Here is a 17888-nt window from a genome sequence, read left to right as displayed (position 1 = left end):
TGTTATTTTATCAAATTAAGGAGGTTTAAGCGCTTAAATTAAATAGAAATTTTTGATATTGGTCTGATCAATGTCAGTTATAATAACTCCTCATCGGAACTAACCCTTGATCAATACTCATTAAATTTTATATACAAATGGCAAAACTACAATTCAATCAACCCTTGATTTATCTGGTACTTTAGCAGCTAATAGCACCTTTGTTATTGTTAATTCAAGTTCAAATGATGCACTAAAAGAAAAAGCCGATTTGGAACATGGTGTTGCTAATTTTAATGGTGATGATGCATTAGTCCTAATGCAAGGTAGTTCTGTAGTAGATAGCTTTGGACAACGCGGTGTAGATCCCGGTTCTTTTTGGTCTGAAGGCGCAGTACAAACACAAGATAAAACACTTCGTCGTAAAGACAGCATTACTGTAGGTAGAACAACACCAGATGCAGCATTTAATCCAAGTGAAGAATGGGTGCAGTTTGAAAAAGATGATTTTGATGGATTAGGTGCGCACGCAGGTAATGGTGGAACAACACCTGAACCAGAGCCTGAGCCAGAACCACTTATTCCACTTGTTTGTGGTGCAGAGAAAGTTTTAATTAACGCTATTCAAGGTGATGGCTCTGCAAGCCCACTTGTTGATACATTAGTAGAACTTGAGGGTGTTGTAACCGCAGACCTTCAAGATGATGATCAATTAAAAGGCTTTTTTGTTAGCTCACTTGCTGCTGACATAGATGCAAATCCACTCACCTCTGAAGGTGTATTTGTTTATTTTGCAGATATTGACGTAAACGTAGGCGACCATGTACGTGTACAAGGTACTGTAGAAGAATATTTTGATGCAACACAAATCGGCAGTGTTAGCCAAGTTGCCGTATGTGGCACTGGTTTAGCTGCAGCAGCTACAAAAATCACTTTACCTTTAGCTGATACAACTGATTTAGAAGCTTTTGAAGGTATGTTAGTTACATTAGAGCAACCATTAGTGGTTACTAATAACTTTGGTCTTGGTAGATATGGTGAAGTTGAATTAGCTACAGAGCGCTTATATCAAGGGACTCAAATTGCATTACCTGGAGATGCAGCTAATGCAGTTGAAACAGAAAATCTACTTAAAAAGATTTTACTAGATGATGGCTCTACAGTACAAAACTTAGACCCGACAGCTTACCCAGCTCCAGGCTTATCTGCAGAAAATACATTACGCACTGGCGATACAGTAAATACTGTTACAGGGGCACTTGCTTATAGCTTTGGCCTTTACCGAATTCACCCAACTTTAGCACCTCAATTCATTGCGACAAATGCACGTGAAGATGCGCCAGAGCTTAATGCTGAGGCAGATTTACGTGTGGCTAGCTTTAACGTGCTTAATTACTTTAATGGTGATGGCCAAGGTGAAGGGTTTCCTACAGCGCGTGGTGCAGACTCTGAAGCTGAATTTATTCGTCAAGAAGCTAAAATTGTAAGTGCAATTAGCGCTATCCAGGCCGATGTTGTTGGTTTAATGGAAATCGAAAATGATGGCTTTGGCGAATTTAGTGCAATTGCAAGCTTAGTAAATGCATTAAACGAAGCTGATAGTGCTAACAACTATGCATTTGTTGACTTTAACGTAGATCAAATTGGTACCGATGCAATTACTACCGCACTTATCTATCGTGCTAACAAGGTAGAGGAAGTAGGTACTGCTGCTATTACGACTGAGGCTCCATTTGATTTTAGTAACCGTGCTCCAATTGCACAAAGCTTTAAATCTTTAGAAACTGATGAAGTATTTACTGTTGCTGTGTCACACCTTAAATCTAAAAGCTGTGGTAGTGCTTCTGGAAACAATGCAGATTCAGATGATGGACAAGGCTGTTGGAATGAAATACGCACAGAAGGTGCTAATGCATTCGCAAATTGGCTTGATAGCAAACCAACCGGTGTTGACGATGAAGATACTATTTTAGTCGGCGATATGAATGCTTACGCAATGGAAGATCCAATACGTGCATTTGCAAATAAAGGATATAAGAATGTAGTTGCAGAGCTTGATGGCAATACACTTGGTTACTCTTATAGTTTCTCTGGTCGTGCAGGTAGCCTTGACCATGCTGTAGCGACCCAATCACTACTAAACAAAATTGTCGCCGCAACAGATTGGCATATCAACTCAGATGAACCTATTTCACTTGATTACAATGTAGAATTTAAAAGCGAAGGTCAACAATCTAGCTTGTATTCTGAAAGTGCATACCGCGCATCGGATCATGACCCTGTAATTATTGATATTAAATCTGAAATTACTTTAACGCCTGAAGAACAAACACCAATAATTGCTGCTGACCAAGTTTTTGCAATTGATGAAAATAGCGCAATTGACACAATTATCGGCACGCTTGAATTCAGTGTTCCGAATGCGGATGTATCGCCAGTGGTTGAATTTATAGTGTCGGGTAGTGAGATAATTACAGTTAATGAACAAGGTCAACTTATTGTAACCGGTGAACTTGATTTTGACGTTGAAAGTACAATTGCACTATCAGTGCAAGCAAAAGATAGCGCTGATAACGTGTCTGATTCGGTAACAGTTACAATTAACATCACTGAAGCGAGCTCTGATGATGACGATTCAGGTTCATTATTATGGTTATCACTTCTTTTAGCACCGCTATCAATAGTGCGTAGATTCAAAAAGAAATAACCAACTTTAATCTCAACATTTAAAAAGCCGCGCATGCGGCTTTTTTATTTTATACAAATGTAATTCAGACAAGCTTCATTAAACCCCACGTACTATGTTCATACGATCTGTAAATCTTCTAGTAATTAATCAGTAACAACTACATACATTTGAGTGAATTTTACACAAAAAACCTCAATGAGCTACATGTGATAAGTTTACCTACTGAAAAATATAAACTTTTAAAGGGTCCACTTCTTGCTTTTAGTAATCTAGAAGATACTTACAAAGAAATTAATATTTACCCTGAACGTAAAAATAAGTCGTGTTTTTATAAAGGAATGAGAATGAAACAATTAACCCAAAATCTGCCTAAATGGCAAAAGAAGTCAGCACCACTACTGGGTCTACTTATTATTTTTTCGACTTGGGGCAATAGCAACCAAGCGATTGCTGCAACCGTTGATGTAGCAATCCCACAAAGTAGCTTATTTGACGTAATTAGCGCCCGCGCTAAAAAGTTAGCAAGTGAAGAATACGTGGCGCCTAAAAACATCGAGCTTGAAGCATTAAATAATATTGATTATCAAGATTACCGTTCAATTCGCTTTAAAAAGGACAAAGCGGTTTGGAAAGATGAAGGTCTTTACGAACTACAGCTATTCCATCCGGGGTTTTTATACAAAACACCTGTCACTATAAATACAGTTGATAGCGATTCAAAACGTAGTCGCTTGCCTTTTAGCACCGATTTTTATCAATACGATGGAACTGCAGCGCCACTTCAAGAAGAAATAGCTAAAAGTGTAGCGGGCACTCAATTAGGCCATGCAGGATTTCGTTTACATTACCCGTTAAATACTAATGAATATAAAGATGAAGTAATGGTATTTCAGGGGGCATCGTACTTTAGAGTAGTCGGTCCTAATCAAGTTTATGGTTTGTCTGCCCGTGGTTTAGCAATAGATACCGCTGAAAATTCAGGTGAAGAGTTCCCAGTGTTTAAAGAATTTTGGTTAGTTAAGCCAAAAGCTGAGCAAACAAGTATTACTATTTTTGCATTACTTGATAGCCCATCTATATCTGGTGCCTATAAGTTTAATGTTGATCCAACAACAAACATGCTTGTTGATGTAGATATGCAAATTTTTGCGCGTAAAGATATTAAAAAGCTCGGCGTAGCGCCACTAACAAGTATGTTTTATCACGGCGAAAACAGCACCAAATTTTTTGACGATTACCGCCCTGAAGTTCATGACTCAGATGGCTTATTAACGCAATCTGCCGATGATAAATGGGTATGGCGTCCGCTTAACAATCCTTCACAACTGAGTGTTACATCATTTTCGTATAATAACCCTAAAGGTTTTGGTTTAGCACAGCGCGACCGAGATTTTAATAATTATCTAGATACCGAAGCACATTATCACAACCGCCCTAGCCTATGGATTGAACCACAAGGTGAATGGGGAAATGGCCGTGTAGAGCTTGTAGAAATACCTACTGATACAGAAACAAACGACAATATCGTCAGTTACTGGGTACCAGAAAAGCCAATGAAAGCCGGTGATTCGTTAAAGCTAAGCTACAAAATGACGACCTTTAATGCAGCTTTAACTCAGCACGAGAAAGCGAGAGTACTGCGCACAAAAATCGGTAGCGCCGCTTTACCAGGTGAAGACAACCCGCCGCCGCCAAGTCATCGTCAATTTACTGTTGATTTTACAGGTCCAGAAATAAATCAACTTTCTGATCAATTAAAACTCGATGCCGACATTCAACTTACAACGGGCGAAGTAACCGATGTAAACGTACAAAAACTACCTGATTCACGTGGATGGCGTGTCGCCTTTAAAATTGCACCACAGGACGATCAACCCGTTGATATGCGTTTATCGTTAAAACTACGTGATAAAGAAATTAGCGAGGTATGGAGTTATGTTTGGTACCCAAATGACATCAAGTAACAAAGGAAAAGGCACTTCAATGCCATTCAAAACACTAAGAGTATGGCTATTTGCTATTGCGGCACTTGGCACATCAGGTTACGGCATATCTATCATGTTTGAGATTTTAAACTCAAACGGTATGACATTGCTTGAGTATGCTCTTTTAGTTTTATTCTCAATCACCTTTGCGTGGATTGTAACGGCCTTTTGTAGTGGAACAATCGGCTTTGTATTACAGCTATTACGAATTGACCCACTTACGCTAAAGCGTATTAAACCCATTGAGTTTAATAGTGAGGCAATTAACGCCCAAAAAACGGCTGTTGTAATGCCTATTTATAACGAAGACACTCACCGTGTTATCGCGGGCTTTGAAGTTAGTCTGCAATCGTTAAAAGAAACAGGTCAACTTACAAACTTTGATTTTTACTTATTAAGTGACACGCAAGACGCGGAAATAGCTAAAAACGAGCTAAGTGCATGGCATGCATTGTGTGAACGTTTAGGTGATACAGCAAAACACGTTTTTTATCGTCGCCGAGAAGATAACAAACATCGTAAAGTTGGTAACCTAACCGACTTTTGTGAACGCTGGGGCAGCCAGTACGACCATATGATTGTGCTTGATGCAGACAGCGTAATGACGGGTAAATGTATGCTTGAGCTCACTACAAGCATGCTTAACAATCCACAAGCCGGTCTTATTCAAACTATTCCGATCCCTGTTCGTCAAGATACCTTTTTTGGCCGTTTTTTACAGTTTGCATCAGTGCTATATAGCCCAATGCTCGCGACTGGCTCCGCTTTTTGGCAAACTGATAAAGCAAACTACTGGGGTCATAATGCAATCATTAGAGTTGAAGCATTTATAACCTGCTGTGGCTTACCAACACTTAAAGGTAATGCACCTTTTGGCGGTGAAATTTTAAGCCATGATTTTGTAGAGGCTTCGCTACTTCATAGTGCTGGTTGGGATGTATTGTTGCTATCAGATATTGAGGGTAGCTATGAAGAAGTACCAAGTAACATTCTAGATTACGCTGTACGCGATAGACGTTGGGTGCAAGGTAATATTCAGCACTTAGGCTTATTGTCGTCGCCAAAATTAAAACTAATGAGTAAGCTTCACTTTTTACTAGGTGCCACAGCCTATATTTCATCGCTAATTTGGCTCTCAATGTTAGCGCTAAGTACGATTGATGCAGTAACTCGCGCATTAAATAGTGATGTGTACTTTAATCGTGTTTATCAGTTATTCCCTACATGGCAAATAGCTAAAACGGATCTTATTGATTCACTGCTGTACTTAACTATCGTTATTTTATTAATGCCTAAGCTAATGGGCATAATAGTCACCTTAATACATAGAAACAAACGTTTTGGTGGCTCAATTAAGCTAATACTAGGCTCAATTATCGAAACTGTATTTGCTATTATCGTTGCTCCATTAATGATGGTATTTCATGCTTACTTTGTACTGTGTGTATTTTTAGGTAAAAAAGTAAAGTGGGATGCACAACCTCGTGAAGGTCGTATGGTTCCTTGGAAGGAAGCGTTTGGTTATACGTTATTTTCAACTATTGTGGCTATTGCATGGGGAAGTACAGCTTACTACTTCACACCGGTGTTCTTTTGGTGGTTATCGCCTATATTATTAGGCTTAGTGCTAGGCGCTCCGATTATCCGTTATACCAGTAGCATTAAACTCGGTGTACAGCTAAGAAAGTTAGGTATATTTATTTGCCCTAGCGAAGTTGATAACGATTCAACACTAGAAGCGCTTAAAACTCACCTAAAAGAAATTTCGGTACCAAAGGAAGGTATTTACCCACAAACAATACCGGCACTACCACAAGAGCAATTGGTAACAATGCCTATCCAGTCTTTTAAAAAGCCACGCAGGCTAAAGATGAAAGCGCTAAAAGCCAAGGTAATAAAAAAGTTTAATTAGCGCGTTATAAAATACAAAAACAAAAAAGGAGCGATTAATCGCTCCTTTTTGCTATCTAAATTTAAAATCAAGCGTTGCATTTATCGCTAATATTATCCATTTTGTTAGCTAACTTATTACAGTACATTTTAGAAATAGCTGATTGCGTTTCGTCATCAAGTTGCCAGTTATAAAAATGGAAATTTTTACCATTTTCTAACTCGACATTAAAAATGGTAAAAAGAAAAAACGAACTAAATGATACGCAACTAATTTCCTCGCTATTGATATAACGCTTTGTGCATAAACGCGTATAACAAATGCCTGCTTTATAACAATGTAAAAAACGAAGATGAAGAATATTAAAAGTAATAATAATAAGTAAAGCTGGCATGACAGTGAGAAAAACAATTTTTAGGTTCACTGCAAATATAATATGAATTAAGAATATTAAGCTGAATGCTAAAATACATTTTGTGAATTGTAGCCACCAGTTTGGTGCCAATTTAATAGGTTTCATAATTGTTACGTCTTATATAAAATTAATATGCAAACGTCTCTGCTGCGGAGACTTCCTTATCTGACTTTAGAGCTCTAGTCTAAAAGTGCTGGTATTTTACATTACGCACATAGAAGCATCAACAGAAGTTCTTAATTTTCAACAAGTTACATGCTATTTACAATAAATCCTTTGTAAACCAAATAATTAAGTAATTAGCGTAAATAAATCCCCCTCTAATACCTTTTTATTAACTAGCAATATAAGACTACTTAATAATAAAAAGTAGTTATTTATAACTACAAAAAATAAAACCAAATTTCAGGCAATAAAAAACCCGCAACATGTGCGGGCTTTTTTAAAGAGTTAAAGAGCTAATTACTTAGCAGCTTTTTTCTCTTTTTCTGCAGCGATTACTGTATCAGCAACGTTTTGCGGACATGCAGCGTAGTGTGAGAACTCCATAGAGAACTGACCACGACCAGATGTCATTGTACGTAGTGTACCGATGTAACCGAACATTTCTGATAACGGTACGTCAGCTTTAATACGGCTGCCTGTTAAACCAGCTTCTTGGTCTTTCATCATGCCACGACGACGGTTAAGGTCACCGATAACATCACCAACGTGATCTTCTGGAGTGAACACGTCAACATTCATGATTGGCTCAAGAAGTTGTGCGCCCGCTTTAGGGATCGATTGACGGAAAGCGCCTTTAGCAGCGATTTCGAATGCGATTGCAGATGAATCCACGGCATGGAAACCACCGTCGAAAAGTTCAACTTCAACGTCAAGTACAGGGAAACCAGCTAGAACACCAGTACCCATCATTGACTTAAAGCCTTTCTCAACTGCAGGCCAGAATTCTTTAGGTACGTTACCACCAACAACTGATGATTTAAACGTGAAGCCTGAAGCAACTTCGCCTGGCTTGATGCGGTAGTCGATTTTACCGAACTGACCAGAACCACCAGATTGTTTCTTATGCGTGTAGCTATCTTCAATTTCTTTAGTGATAGTTTCACGGTAAGCAACTTGTGGTTGACCAACAATAAGGTCTACGCCGTAAGTACGCTTAAGAATATCTACTTTGATATCTAAGTGAAGCTCACCCATACCTTTAAGGATAGTTTCGCCTGAATCTTCATCAGTCTCAACTTGGAAAGATGGATCTTCTGCAACCATTTTACCGATAGCAACACCCATTTTCTCATTACCGCCTTTATCTTTAGGCTGTACAGCAATCGAGATTACTGGAGTTGGGAATACCATTGGCTCAAGTGTTACTGGGTGCTTAGGATCACATAATGTGTGACCAGTTTGCACGTTTTTCATGCCTACGATAGCAATGATGTCACCAGCTTGTGCGCTAGTTAATTCGTTACGGTCATCTGCTTGCATCTCAACCATACGGCCAACACGCTCAGTTTTACCAGTAAACGAGTTAAGGATAGTGTCACCCTTGTTTAGTTTACCTGAATAAATACGTACGAATGTTAATGCACCAAAACGGTCATCCATTATTTTGAATGCAAGCGCTTTGAAAGGTTCGTCAGTAGATACTACTGCGAACTCGCCATTTTCGTTACCTTCTTCATCCATAAGAGGTTGAGGATCAACTTCTGTAGGAGATGGTAAGTAATCAACAACAGCGTCAAGAATAAGCTGCATACCTTTGTTCTTAAACGCAGAACCACAGTATGTAGGGAAGAAAGCAAGGTCACGAGTACCTTTACGGATACAACGCTTGATGTCTTCTAAAGAAGGTGCTTCACCTTCCATGTAAGCTTCAAGTAGTGCATCGTCTTGCTCAAGGGCAGTTTCAACAAGCATTTCATAATACTCGTCAGTTTGCTCTACCATGTCAGCAGGAACATCTGTGATTTCGTAGTTTTCAGGAAGACCAGTGTCATCCCAAACGTATGCTTTTTTAGTTAAAACATCTACAACACCAACAAACTCATCTTCAATACCAATTGGTAAAGTCATGATTAGTGGAGTTGCGCCAAGTACTTTACGTACTTGCTCAGTTACACGGTAAAAATCAGCACCCATACGGTCTAATTTATTTACGAAGATAATACGTGCAACTTCTGAATCATTAGCATAACGCCAGTTAGTTTCTGATTGTGGTTCAACACCACCAGAACCACAGAACACACCGATGCCGCCATCTAGTACTTTAAGTGAACGGTAAACTTCAACTGTGAAGTCAACGTGTCCAGGAGTATCGATAACGTTAAAACGGTGATCTTTCCAGAAACAGCTTACAGCCGCAGACTGAATAGTAATACCGCGCTCAGCTTCTTGTTCCATGAAGTCAGTAGTAGATTCACCATCATGAACCTCACCAGTTTTATGGATTTGACCAGTAAGCTTTAGGATACGCTCAGTAGTCGTGGTCTTACCCGCATCAACGTGCGCGAAAATACCAATGTTTCTGTACTTCGATAAATCTGCCATTAATTTTGCTCTTAATAAAGTCGATAAATTATTCCGCAGGAGTATAACATCACTTAAAGCGAACATCACCATGCAAGCCGCTTAAAATGCAATCAATTCAACATATTTTTTTTATCGTCAGAATCTACAGAGCATTTAAGATGACAAATATCACATAACGAACTGAAATTATTAATTTTTAATACTTAACTTAGTCGGTATAAAGTTACTTCATTATTTTGTAACCGCGCTCAGTGCGAGTAATACAACCATAACTTTGATCAGCAGTTAACTTGTCTAACTCAAGTAAATACGCTAGGTATCGGCGTATTATAGATTGATTAACACCGACTAAATTGCGGGCTTTGTGGACGGCGAATGTCGTAGTAACGCATTTCATAACAGTATCGTATATTTTTTATGTACGCATTTAACGTTAAAAAAAATTGGCACAACACGAGCTGTATCCAATAAAATCAATATATTATGCATTTTAATGTAAACAACTATTAACATTTCATTGTTGAAAATGCCTAAATTTGGTACATTTTATCTTCAGTGCATATGCATAAAACAACAATTATAAGAACTTACAATGAAACGGAATTTATCTCGTATTACTTATTGGCTGCTTACTTTTAATCTATTAATTTTATGCGGTAATGTTATTGCCCAGCAATATGAAATAACATCACCCGCTGATTGGGTAAAATCCCATGAAATAAAACAGCCTGAACAAACAGACATGACAAAAGTACGCGACGGCACGCTGTACTTACTACTCGACAATCAATCCTACGTACCTAATAACCAAAAACAACAACGCTATACGCGGTTAGTTATGCAGGCGCAAAATCAAAGTGGTGTTGACTATATAAGCCAGCTTAATCTAGATTTCGATCCAAGTTATGAATCGCTAACACTAAACAGCTTAACTATTATCAGAAATGATAAGCGCATTGATAAGCTTGCCAGTGCAAGAATGACGGTGATACAAAGTGAATCTGAATTAGCTAATCGCATTTATAACGGCAGCCTCTCACTGAACATCATTATCGATGATATGCGCAGTGGCGACATACTCGATTACAGCTACACAGTGACAGGAAGTAATCCTGTATATGCAAACAAGTTTAGTGCAAGGCGCACGCTTAATTGGTCTGTCCCCGTTGTACAACAAAATATGCGCGTACTTTGGGGTAAGCAAACACCTTTACATATTAATACAATAAACGGCACAGCAGATATTCAAGAAACGCTTAACAAATATGGTAAAGATTATTCTATCGCTCTTTTTGAAGAGCCCTTACTAGAGCAAAACTCTCAAACCCCAACGTGGTACGACCCCTATACACAAGTTTACTTTTCTGAGTTTGACGATTGGGAGCAGGTAGTTGACTGGGCATATCCGCTTTATCAATCAGCTATAGAAACCCCAAATAGCATTTTGACTATAGCTGAGGATATAAAAGCAAAGCACATCCAAACATCAGATAGAATTACAGCCGCACTGCGCTTTAGCCAAGACGAAGTTCGATATTTAGGGCTTGAAATGGGCACTAATTCACATCAGCCAACGTCTGCCTCACAAACGCTATCGCTGCGATACGGTGATTGCAAAGATAAAACAGTACTACTTATTTCTTTATTAAAAGCGATGGATATAGAAGCTTTTCCTGCGCTAGTTGACACAGAGGAAACCAAACGCTTAAAAGAACTTCCACCTTCTGCAAGTGTTTTTAATCACGTAATTGTTACGCTTAAATACGATAACAAGCGTTACTGGCTCGACCCAACAGTAAACTATCAACGCGGAACACTTGAGTATATAGCACAGCCCGATTACGGCTACGCTCTGATAATCAAAGAAGGCGAAACCGCTTTAACATCAATGGCGCAAAAACCTATACATACAAATGTATCTGTTGAAGATAACTTTTTTATCGCTAAAAAGGTATCTGAGCCCTCACGTTTCGAAACTCAGTATACATACGCTGGATTTGAAGCAATTAATCGCAGAAGTAATATTGCAAGTAATGGTTTAAACAGTGTTGCTACATCTTATTTTGAGTACTACCAAGGTTTTTTAAATGGTTTATCAATAAATGAAACCATGCAGATTAGTGAACAAGAACAAACCGGTAGGCTAATAACAAAAGAATCGTATTTAATTGATGAATTTTGGGAAAAAACAGATGAAGGCTACGAAGCTAATTTTTATGCCAATGAAATACAAAACAGTGTTTACGAACCAAAACAAGTAAACAGAACTGACCCGCTTTACTTCAGCTATCCCAATATAATTAACACCACAATAAAACTACATTTTGCAGAAAAAGATTGGGGATTTGATAGCGAAAAAGAAGAAATTGATAACGGCTACTTCAATCTAAAAACAACTACTGAATTTAATGATAACGTTTTAACACTGAGTTATGACTATTACGCAAAACAAGATCATATTAAAGCCGCTCAAATAGATGATTATTTAGCACAGCGTAAAAAGTTAATATCAGCAACCTATTACCCTATTTTAAAATACGCAGAAACAATCGAAACGCCTCAAACAACAGCTGATGTGTTAGATAGCTTTGGTTATAGCTGGCTTAAATATGTGTTGGCAGGCTATATTTTAGTACTCATATTCTTTTTTGCTGATTGGCGATTAGAGTCAGCCAAACGCCCTCACTTTGAAAACAACCCATTCTATTGTGTATCTGTAAGTAAGTTTATTATTTATAGTATTTTAAGTTTAGGTCTATTTGTTAATTACTGGAGTTATCGTAACTTTAAAGCAATTAAAGAGCGCGACAACTCAAGCATAATGCCTATTGTCCGAGGTATATTTGCATTTATATGGTACTACCCTTTGTACAAAGCACTAGCTCAGCACAGCCAAAAACAATTTAATAAAAATAGAATTATGCCTAGTTGGGTTGCTGTAATACTTTGGTTAATAGTACTTGCCAGCACTTTTGCTTATCGTATGGATGAATACGCAACTATAGTAATTTGTATAATGCCATTTTTATGGCTACCTATGGTCAACTATATTGAGCAAACCGATACCAGTAAAGAAGCCCTACATTACAACTCGTCTTGGCGAATTAGACAGTATTTAATATCACTTGCGTTTGCACCTTTATTATTTTTAGGTGTACTTCAAGAAATCAATATTTTACCTAATAGCTCCATTATAAAAGGCGATAGCCTATGGTCTTATCAAATACACTTTTTAAAACGTAATCGCCTAACGCCAGAAAACGAAGACATACTTTATTTTTATAGCGATGCAGTGTTTGATTACCGAGAAGACGGTAACGGAATAACCGAGAACTATATTTTTAGCTACTACAAAAACGATGACGGTAAGCTTGAATCAGATTTAAGCCATTTTAAAGAGATAGAAAAAATAGAAGCCTCGTACGGTAAAACCAAGCTTGATAACACCACCATTAAAGTTATAAAAAATGACGGTAGTGATTTCTTGCTCATTGTAGGGAGCCTAAACAAACAAGATAAAGTACTCGTAAAGCAAATTAATCTAAGAATAATGGCTAATAAAACGCCATAACTTGACTAGGTTTACTTTAATACATATCATTGATTTGTTCACAAAACAAACAGCCGTAAATAATATTGGATATAATCATCGAGGGAAATAATATGATCAAATTAATAGCTAAATCTGTATTGCTGAGTACGTTAATATCTGCCCCGTGCTTTGCAGAAAGTAACAATACTACACCGTCTTTAAGCAGTAAAAATCAAGTAACTGCTAACTTTTCAGTTGACTATTCTCAATACAATGCAGTTTTAGAGGCTTCTGTTCTTGAGTTAGCTCGTTCAGATAGATCGTATATTTCCTATGATGAAAATGAGAAAGGCCCTAACTTAGGGAGCAACCGAGCTACTGATGCAGAAGCAAACCGTTTTTATTATGAGCAATTTATTGATGACCCTGAATTAACAAAATCAATTACTGCTATAAAAAATAGCCTTCTTAGTTATTTAGCAAATAACCAACTTAATAAATTAAGTAATGAAGAGCAAACTGCATTTTGGCTGAATCTACACAATGTAGCAGTAATAAACGAATTAGCTCAGCGCTACCCAAAAGACACAAATAGTTTATCTTATGATGTGGCTGATAAAAGCAGCTTCTTTCACAAAAAGCTATTCACATATAATGGGCAAGCACTTAGTTTAGATGACATTGAATACAAAATATTAATGCCATTAAATAAAAACAACCCTCTCGTTATGTACGGTTTATATAAAGGTTATATCGGTTCACCAAATATTAGAACTGAAGCATATACAGCCAATAACTTAATGCCTTCATTGATTGATAACGCCCAAGAATTTATTAATTCAAATAGAGGTACTAATTACAGCAGTAACCTTCTTAATGTATCAACCATGTATAAAGATAAAAAAGCATATTTTAATGACTTTAATAATGACTTGATTGATCATCTAAGTTTATATGCAGACAACGATTTACTCAGTAAGCTAAAAAGTAAAAAAACGGCTCTTTTTACTATCGATAATTATGACATTACCGACGTAACAGGCCCTAAGCATCGAGATTCTTACGATATTATTACGAGCAATTGGAACAAAGCCTTATTGATCCCTCAGCATAGCTTTCCTCGCTTAAATAATCTTAAAATTCCTGCTAAGCGAATTGTTATTCTTAGAGAGTTACAAAGAAAAAATAATTTATTGAAAACAAACGTAAGTGCTGAAAACGCCTACTACGCAAGCAACTAATAGAATAAACTTAATTAAAAAAATGCGCATTTAATGCGCATTTTTTATATTTATCCATCCTGATTTTATCCCACTTACTTCTTACTTGATCAAACAAAGCCAACCTTCTCGATAATTAAGTTAATACCAAATTACGTTAAATAAGTGATCTATTATAGCGCTAAGAAAATAGCGCAATAACAAGGCGAAAATTATCGTTCTTTTTTAGGTTTAACATTAGCTTATAAAATAAACGCAAAGACAATAGGAATTATTTGCATTTAGGTGTTGACAGATAATTAGATCTAACTGATAATCAATATCAACAAGACGGATTGCATACCACTTGTTAAGGAATGAATTGATTTGTTTCTCGACCCTGAAACAACGTGTGGCGCACGTAAACAGCTATGGTTACTTGTTATGAACCGCAACGCCCCTTGATGTTGATGATGAGTAACCGCCCTACTATTTTACTTGCTACATTGCTCATATCGGTGACGGTAGATATGAAACTAAAAAAGCCCTTACGGGCTTTTTTTATGTCTGTAATTTAGTAAAACTAAATCACTTTAATTAAATAACCTGAACTCTGGTTAGATATTAACGACGATTTTTGCGAGCTCGCGCTCGGCGTTGCAGTTTTTCTTCTTCTTTAGCTTGTTTTTTAGCTTCTGCTGCAGCACGTAAACCAGCAACCATTACTTCTTCTTCCTCACGCATTTGCGGGGTTTCCATCGTAATACGGCCAATAATACCGTCGCGTAATTCGTTGATTAGTATTTCAGACATTTTGTATGTGTCTATTTGGTTACCACCACGAATACAACCACGTTTTTTACCCGCCATTTCAACAAACTCCCAATCACTTTCTGGTAATTCGTCTATTTTATAACGCGCTTTTAAAAGCTCAGGGTATGCACGCAATAAGTACTCAGCTGTGTAACTTGCTACTTCTTCATACTCAAGCGCCGTATCACGAATGGCACCGGTAGCGCCTAAGCGATAACCAGAGTTTTCGTTTTCTACTTTTGGCCAAAGCATACCTGGCGTATCGTAAAGCATAATACCGTCTTCAAGCTTAATGCGTTGCTGCGCTTTAGTTACCGCAGGTTCATTACCTGTTTTTGCAACTATACGCCCAGCTAGTACATTAATTAACGTAGATTTACCCACGTTAGGAATACCCATTATCATGGCTTTAATTTGCTTATCGGCACCCACTTTATGCGGCACTAACTTTTTACAAAGTTCGTTAATACGATGCACTTCAGCCGCTTTATCATGTCCAAAAGAGATAGCTTTAACACCATTTTCTTGCTCAAAGTAATCTTTCCAGATTTGAGTCATTTTAGGATCAGCTAAATCAGCTTTGTTCATAATTTTGATGACCGGCTTACCTTCACGCAAGGTTGTCACCATCGGATTTTCACTACTGTAGGGAATGCGCGCATCAAGCACTTCAATGATCACATCCATTTGTGGCATTATTTCTTTAATTTCATTGCGGGCTTTATTCATATGCCCAGGGAACCACTGTATTCCTACTCTACTCATTTGATTTATAAACCTTTTATTTCAACCCATAACACCATGGGGTACTGTGTGGGGTACTGGGTGAATAATTTCGATTTATCACCTCAACTAATAGTGAGTAGTTTACTACATAATCCCTTTAAACTTCTCGTATAAATAAAACCAGTAGTATATCGCAACTATATAAGTGTAATTTATGTTCATAGACAAAAATACACCCATGGTTTATATTTACGACAAATAACTTAATTTTATAAACCACGGGGTATATATACATGTTTGCTGAACGATTTACTCGTGCCCGAAAAGCCTCAGGCCTATCAATGCAAGCGCTAGCTACCGCAGTTGGTATATCTGCTAATGCTATAAAAAAATATGAGCATGGTACTGCTATGCCGTCTTCTTCTAATTTATTAAAGCTTGCAAGCGCACTTGAAGTGCGCACTGAATACTTTTTCCGTCCTATAAAAGTAAAGTTAGAAGGTGTGGAATATCGTAAGCGTGCAAGCACGCCACAGAAGATTTTAGATCGTATCAATGGTGATGTGTTAGATCAGGCTGAGCGCTGGCAAGAGCTTTTAAACTTTTATCCAGATTCTATTAAACCTATCACCCCATTTTCACTACCAAGTACATTACCTGATGTGATTGATTCATATGAGCAACTAGAAGGTGTAGCCACCACAATGCGCAATGAATGGGGTTTAGGCTTAAATCCTATTCATGACATGATTGATACGCTGGAATCGAAAGGTGTAATGATAATTTGCACTGATGTAGAAACTAGTAAAAAGTTTGATGGTCTCGCGGGTAACATTAATGGACTACCTGTTGTTGTTATCTCTACGGCACAAAGTGGTGATCGTCAACGGTTTACACTCGCTCATGAATTGGGTCACTTAGTATTGCACAGCCGACTGTCTGAAGAGCTAGATGAAGAAAAGGCATGTAATCACTTCGCAGGGGCTTTTTTATTACCAAGCACTAGCTTAATACAACACTTAGGTAAAAGCCGAACTCAATTAGAAGCACAAGAGCTATACATGCTTAAGCATGAGTATGGCATAAGCATGCTTGCCTCTTTGTTCCGTGCTTCACAGTCTGGTGTAATTTCATATCAAACCCAAAAGAATATGTTCATTTGGTTTGGCAAGCAAGGATGGCGCACTCAGGAACCTGGCGAACCTTATCCACATGAAGTTACTTACCTCTATAAGCAGCTAGTATACCGTGCGCTAAGTGAAGACTACATTGGTATATCTAAAGCAGCAGAACTATTAGGGGTATCACTTTCAAGCTTTCACAAAGAACGAAAGTTAGAGGTGCTTAATGCAGCAGCTACTAATTAGTGATGCCAATATATTAATAGATATGGAAGAAGGTGAGCTACTAACCCAACTTTTTCAGCTACCTTACCAATTCGCCATACCTGATATCTTATTCGTTGAAGAACTTGAGGAAGAACACGCACATTTACCTGCTATGGGCTTAACTTTAGAAGAGCTATCACCTGATTCAATGATGCATGCAATGGAGTTAATTCCGCTGTATTTAAATGCCAGCCGTAACGATATATTTGCTTTGTGTTTAGCTAAGCAAAAAAACTGCCCTCTTGTAACTGGCGATATGGCTTTAAGAAAAGCCGCTGAAAAAGAAGGCATTGTTGTCCAAGGCACTATTTCATTAATAACGCAGCTTGTTAGGCAACAAATAGTAACGAAAGAAACTGCATTAAAAGCCTATGAAAAAATGAAGCTATCAGGTCGAAGACTTCCTTGGAAGGTGGCTATAGAGCATTTAAACGCCTTATAACGTAAGTACGGCATAGAGCCAGTGCGTGTGGCACTGGCTAAATTAGTTTTTAAGAAGGAAACAATATGTCACTTTATAAACAAGAGTTTGGCCAAGACTTTGACCTCGGTTTTGACTTAAAAGATCACCCTTATCTAATAGATAAAAGCTGGCACAATGATCAATGCCCTAGCTTCTACTTTAAAGTAGGCGAACAGTATTATGTATTATGGGTTGATTATGCCGGTGTTTGTCAAACTAGTTGTCGCGATCACTACGTTATGCACTCTCCGCTTTGACGATTTCTTGTTCAGGGTTTAA

The 17888-nt window shown here is 37.8% G+C and carries 9 protein-coding genes and 1 pseudogene; 8 read left to right on the top strand and 2 right to left on the bottom strand.

The window, feature by feature from the left end; genetic code table 11:
* Window positions 1-78 precede the first annotated feature (78 nt).
* The 3 genes and pseudogenes from I6F53_RS18340 to mdoH all read left to right on the top strand — a co-directional run.
* Window positions 79-2686, top strand: a pseudogene (locus tag I6F53_RS18340) (ExeM/NucH family extracellular endonuclease); the annotation flags it as partial.
* A gap of 326 nt (window positions 2687-3012) precedes the next feature.
* A complete protein-coding gene (locus I6F53_RS18335; protein ID WP_197240646.1) occupies window positions 3013-4632 on the top strand; it encodes a glucan biosynthesis protein in 1620 nt (539 codons plus the stop codon).
* Window positions 4604-6565: a glucans biosynthesis glucosyltransferase MdoH gene (gene mdoH / locus I6F53_RS18330; RefSeq protein WP_197240644.1), complete on the top strand. Its 1962-nt coding sequence runs from the start codon at window positions 4604-4606 to the stop codon at window positions 6563-6565. Before I6F53_RS18335 ends, mdoH begins: the two co-directional genes overlap by 29 nt.
* Before the next feature lie 856 nt (window positions 6566-7421).
* Here the strand turns inward: mdoH and fusA are convergent.
* Window positions 7422-9506 carry an elongation factor G gene (fusA, locus tag I6F53_RS18325; protein WP_166421478.1) on the bottom strand — a complete coding sequence of 695 codons (2085 nt, stop codon included), beginning with the start codon at window positions 9504-9506 and terminating at the stop codon, window positions 7422-7424.
* A 574-nt stretch (window positions 9507-10080) separates the two neighbouring features.
* Between fusA and I6F53_RS18320 the strand changes: the two genes are divergently transcribed.
* Window positions 10081-13059, top strand: coding sequence for a DUF3857 domain-containing transglutaminase family protein (locus tag I6F53_RS18320; RefSeq protein WP_197240643.1), 2979 nt, complete (start codon window positions 10081-10083; stop codon window positions 13057-13059).
* A gap of 92 nt (window positions 13060-13151) precedes the next feature.
* The gene (locus I6F53_RS18315) at window positions 13152-14261 is read left to right on the top strand and encodes a DUF547 domain-containing protein (RefSeq protein ID WP_197240642.1); all 1110 of its coding nucleotides are present in this window, start codon (window positions 13152-13154) and stop codon (window positions 14259-14261) included.
* A 582-nt stretch (window positions 14262-14843) separates the two neighbouring features.
* On the opposite strand, the gene ylqF is transcribed toward I6F53_RS18315, so the two are convergent.
* Window positions 14844-15797: a ribosome biogenesis GTPase YlqF gene (ylqF, locus tag I6F53_RS18310; RefSeq protein WP_197240640.1), complete on the bottom strand. Its 954-nt coding sequence runs from the start codon at window positions 15795-15797 to the stop codon at window positions 14844-14846.
* 254 nt (window positions 15798-16051) lie between these two features.
* Here ylqF and I6F53_RS18305 point away from each other — a divergent pair, with 254 nt between their 5' ends.
* The 3 genes from I6F53_RS18305 (at window position 16052) to I6F53_RS18295 (ending at window position 17866) form a co-directional block, all read left to right on the top strand.
* Complete coding sequence (locus tag I6F53_RS18305) at window positions 16052-17125, top strand: helix-turn-helix domain-containing protein (protein ID WP_197142108.1); 1074 nt, start codon at window positions 16052-16054, stop codon at window positions 17123-17125.
* Window positions 17106-17588: a PIN domain-containing protein gene (locus I6F53_RS18300; RefSeq protein ID WP_008127170.1), complete on the top strand. Its 483-nt coding sequence runs from the start codon at window positions 17106-17108 to the stop codon at window positions 17586-17588. The genes I6F53_RS18305 and I6F53_RS18300 overlap by 20 nt, the downstream gene beginning before the upstream one ends.
* A gap of 65 nt (window positions 17589-17653) precedes the next feature.
* Window positions 17654-17866, top strand: a complete 213-nt coding sequence (locus I6F53_RS18295) for a hypothetical protein (protein WP_197240647.1) — start codon at window positions 17654-17656, stop codon at window positions 17864-17866.
* Window positions 17867-17888: the final 22 nt, after the last annotated feature.

Origin of the sequence: Pseudoalteromonas sp. SWN29 (assembly GCF_015864465.1) — a bacterium.
Classification (GTDB): Bacteria; Pseudomonadota; Gammaproteobacteria; order Enterobacterales; family Alteromonadaceae; genus Pseudoalteromonas.
The sequence above is the reverse complement of the archived record's forward strand: the minus strand, read 5'-3'. Positions and strand labels throughout refer to the sequence as shown.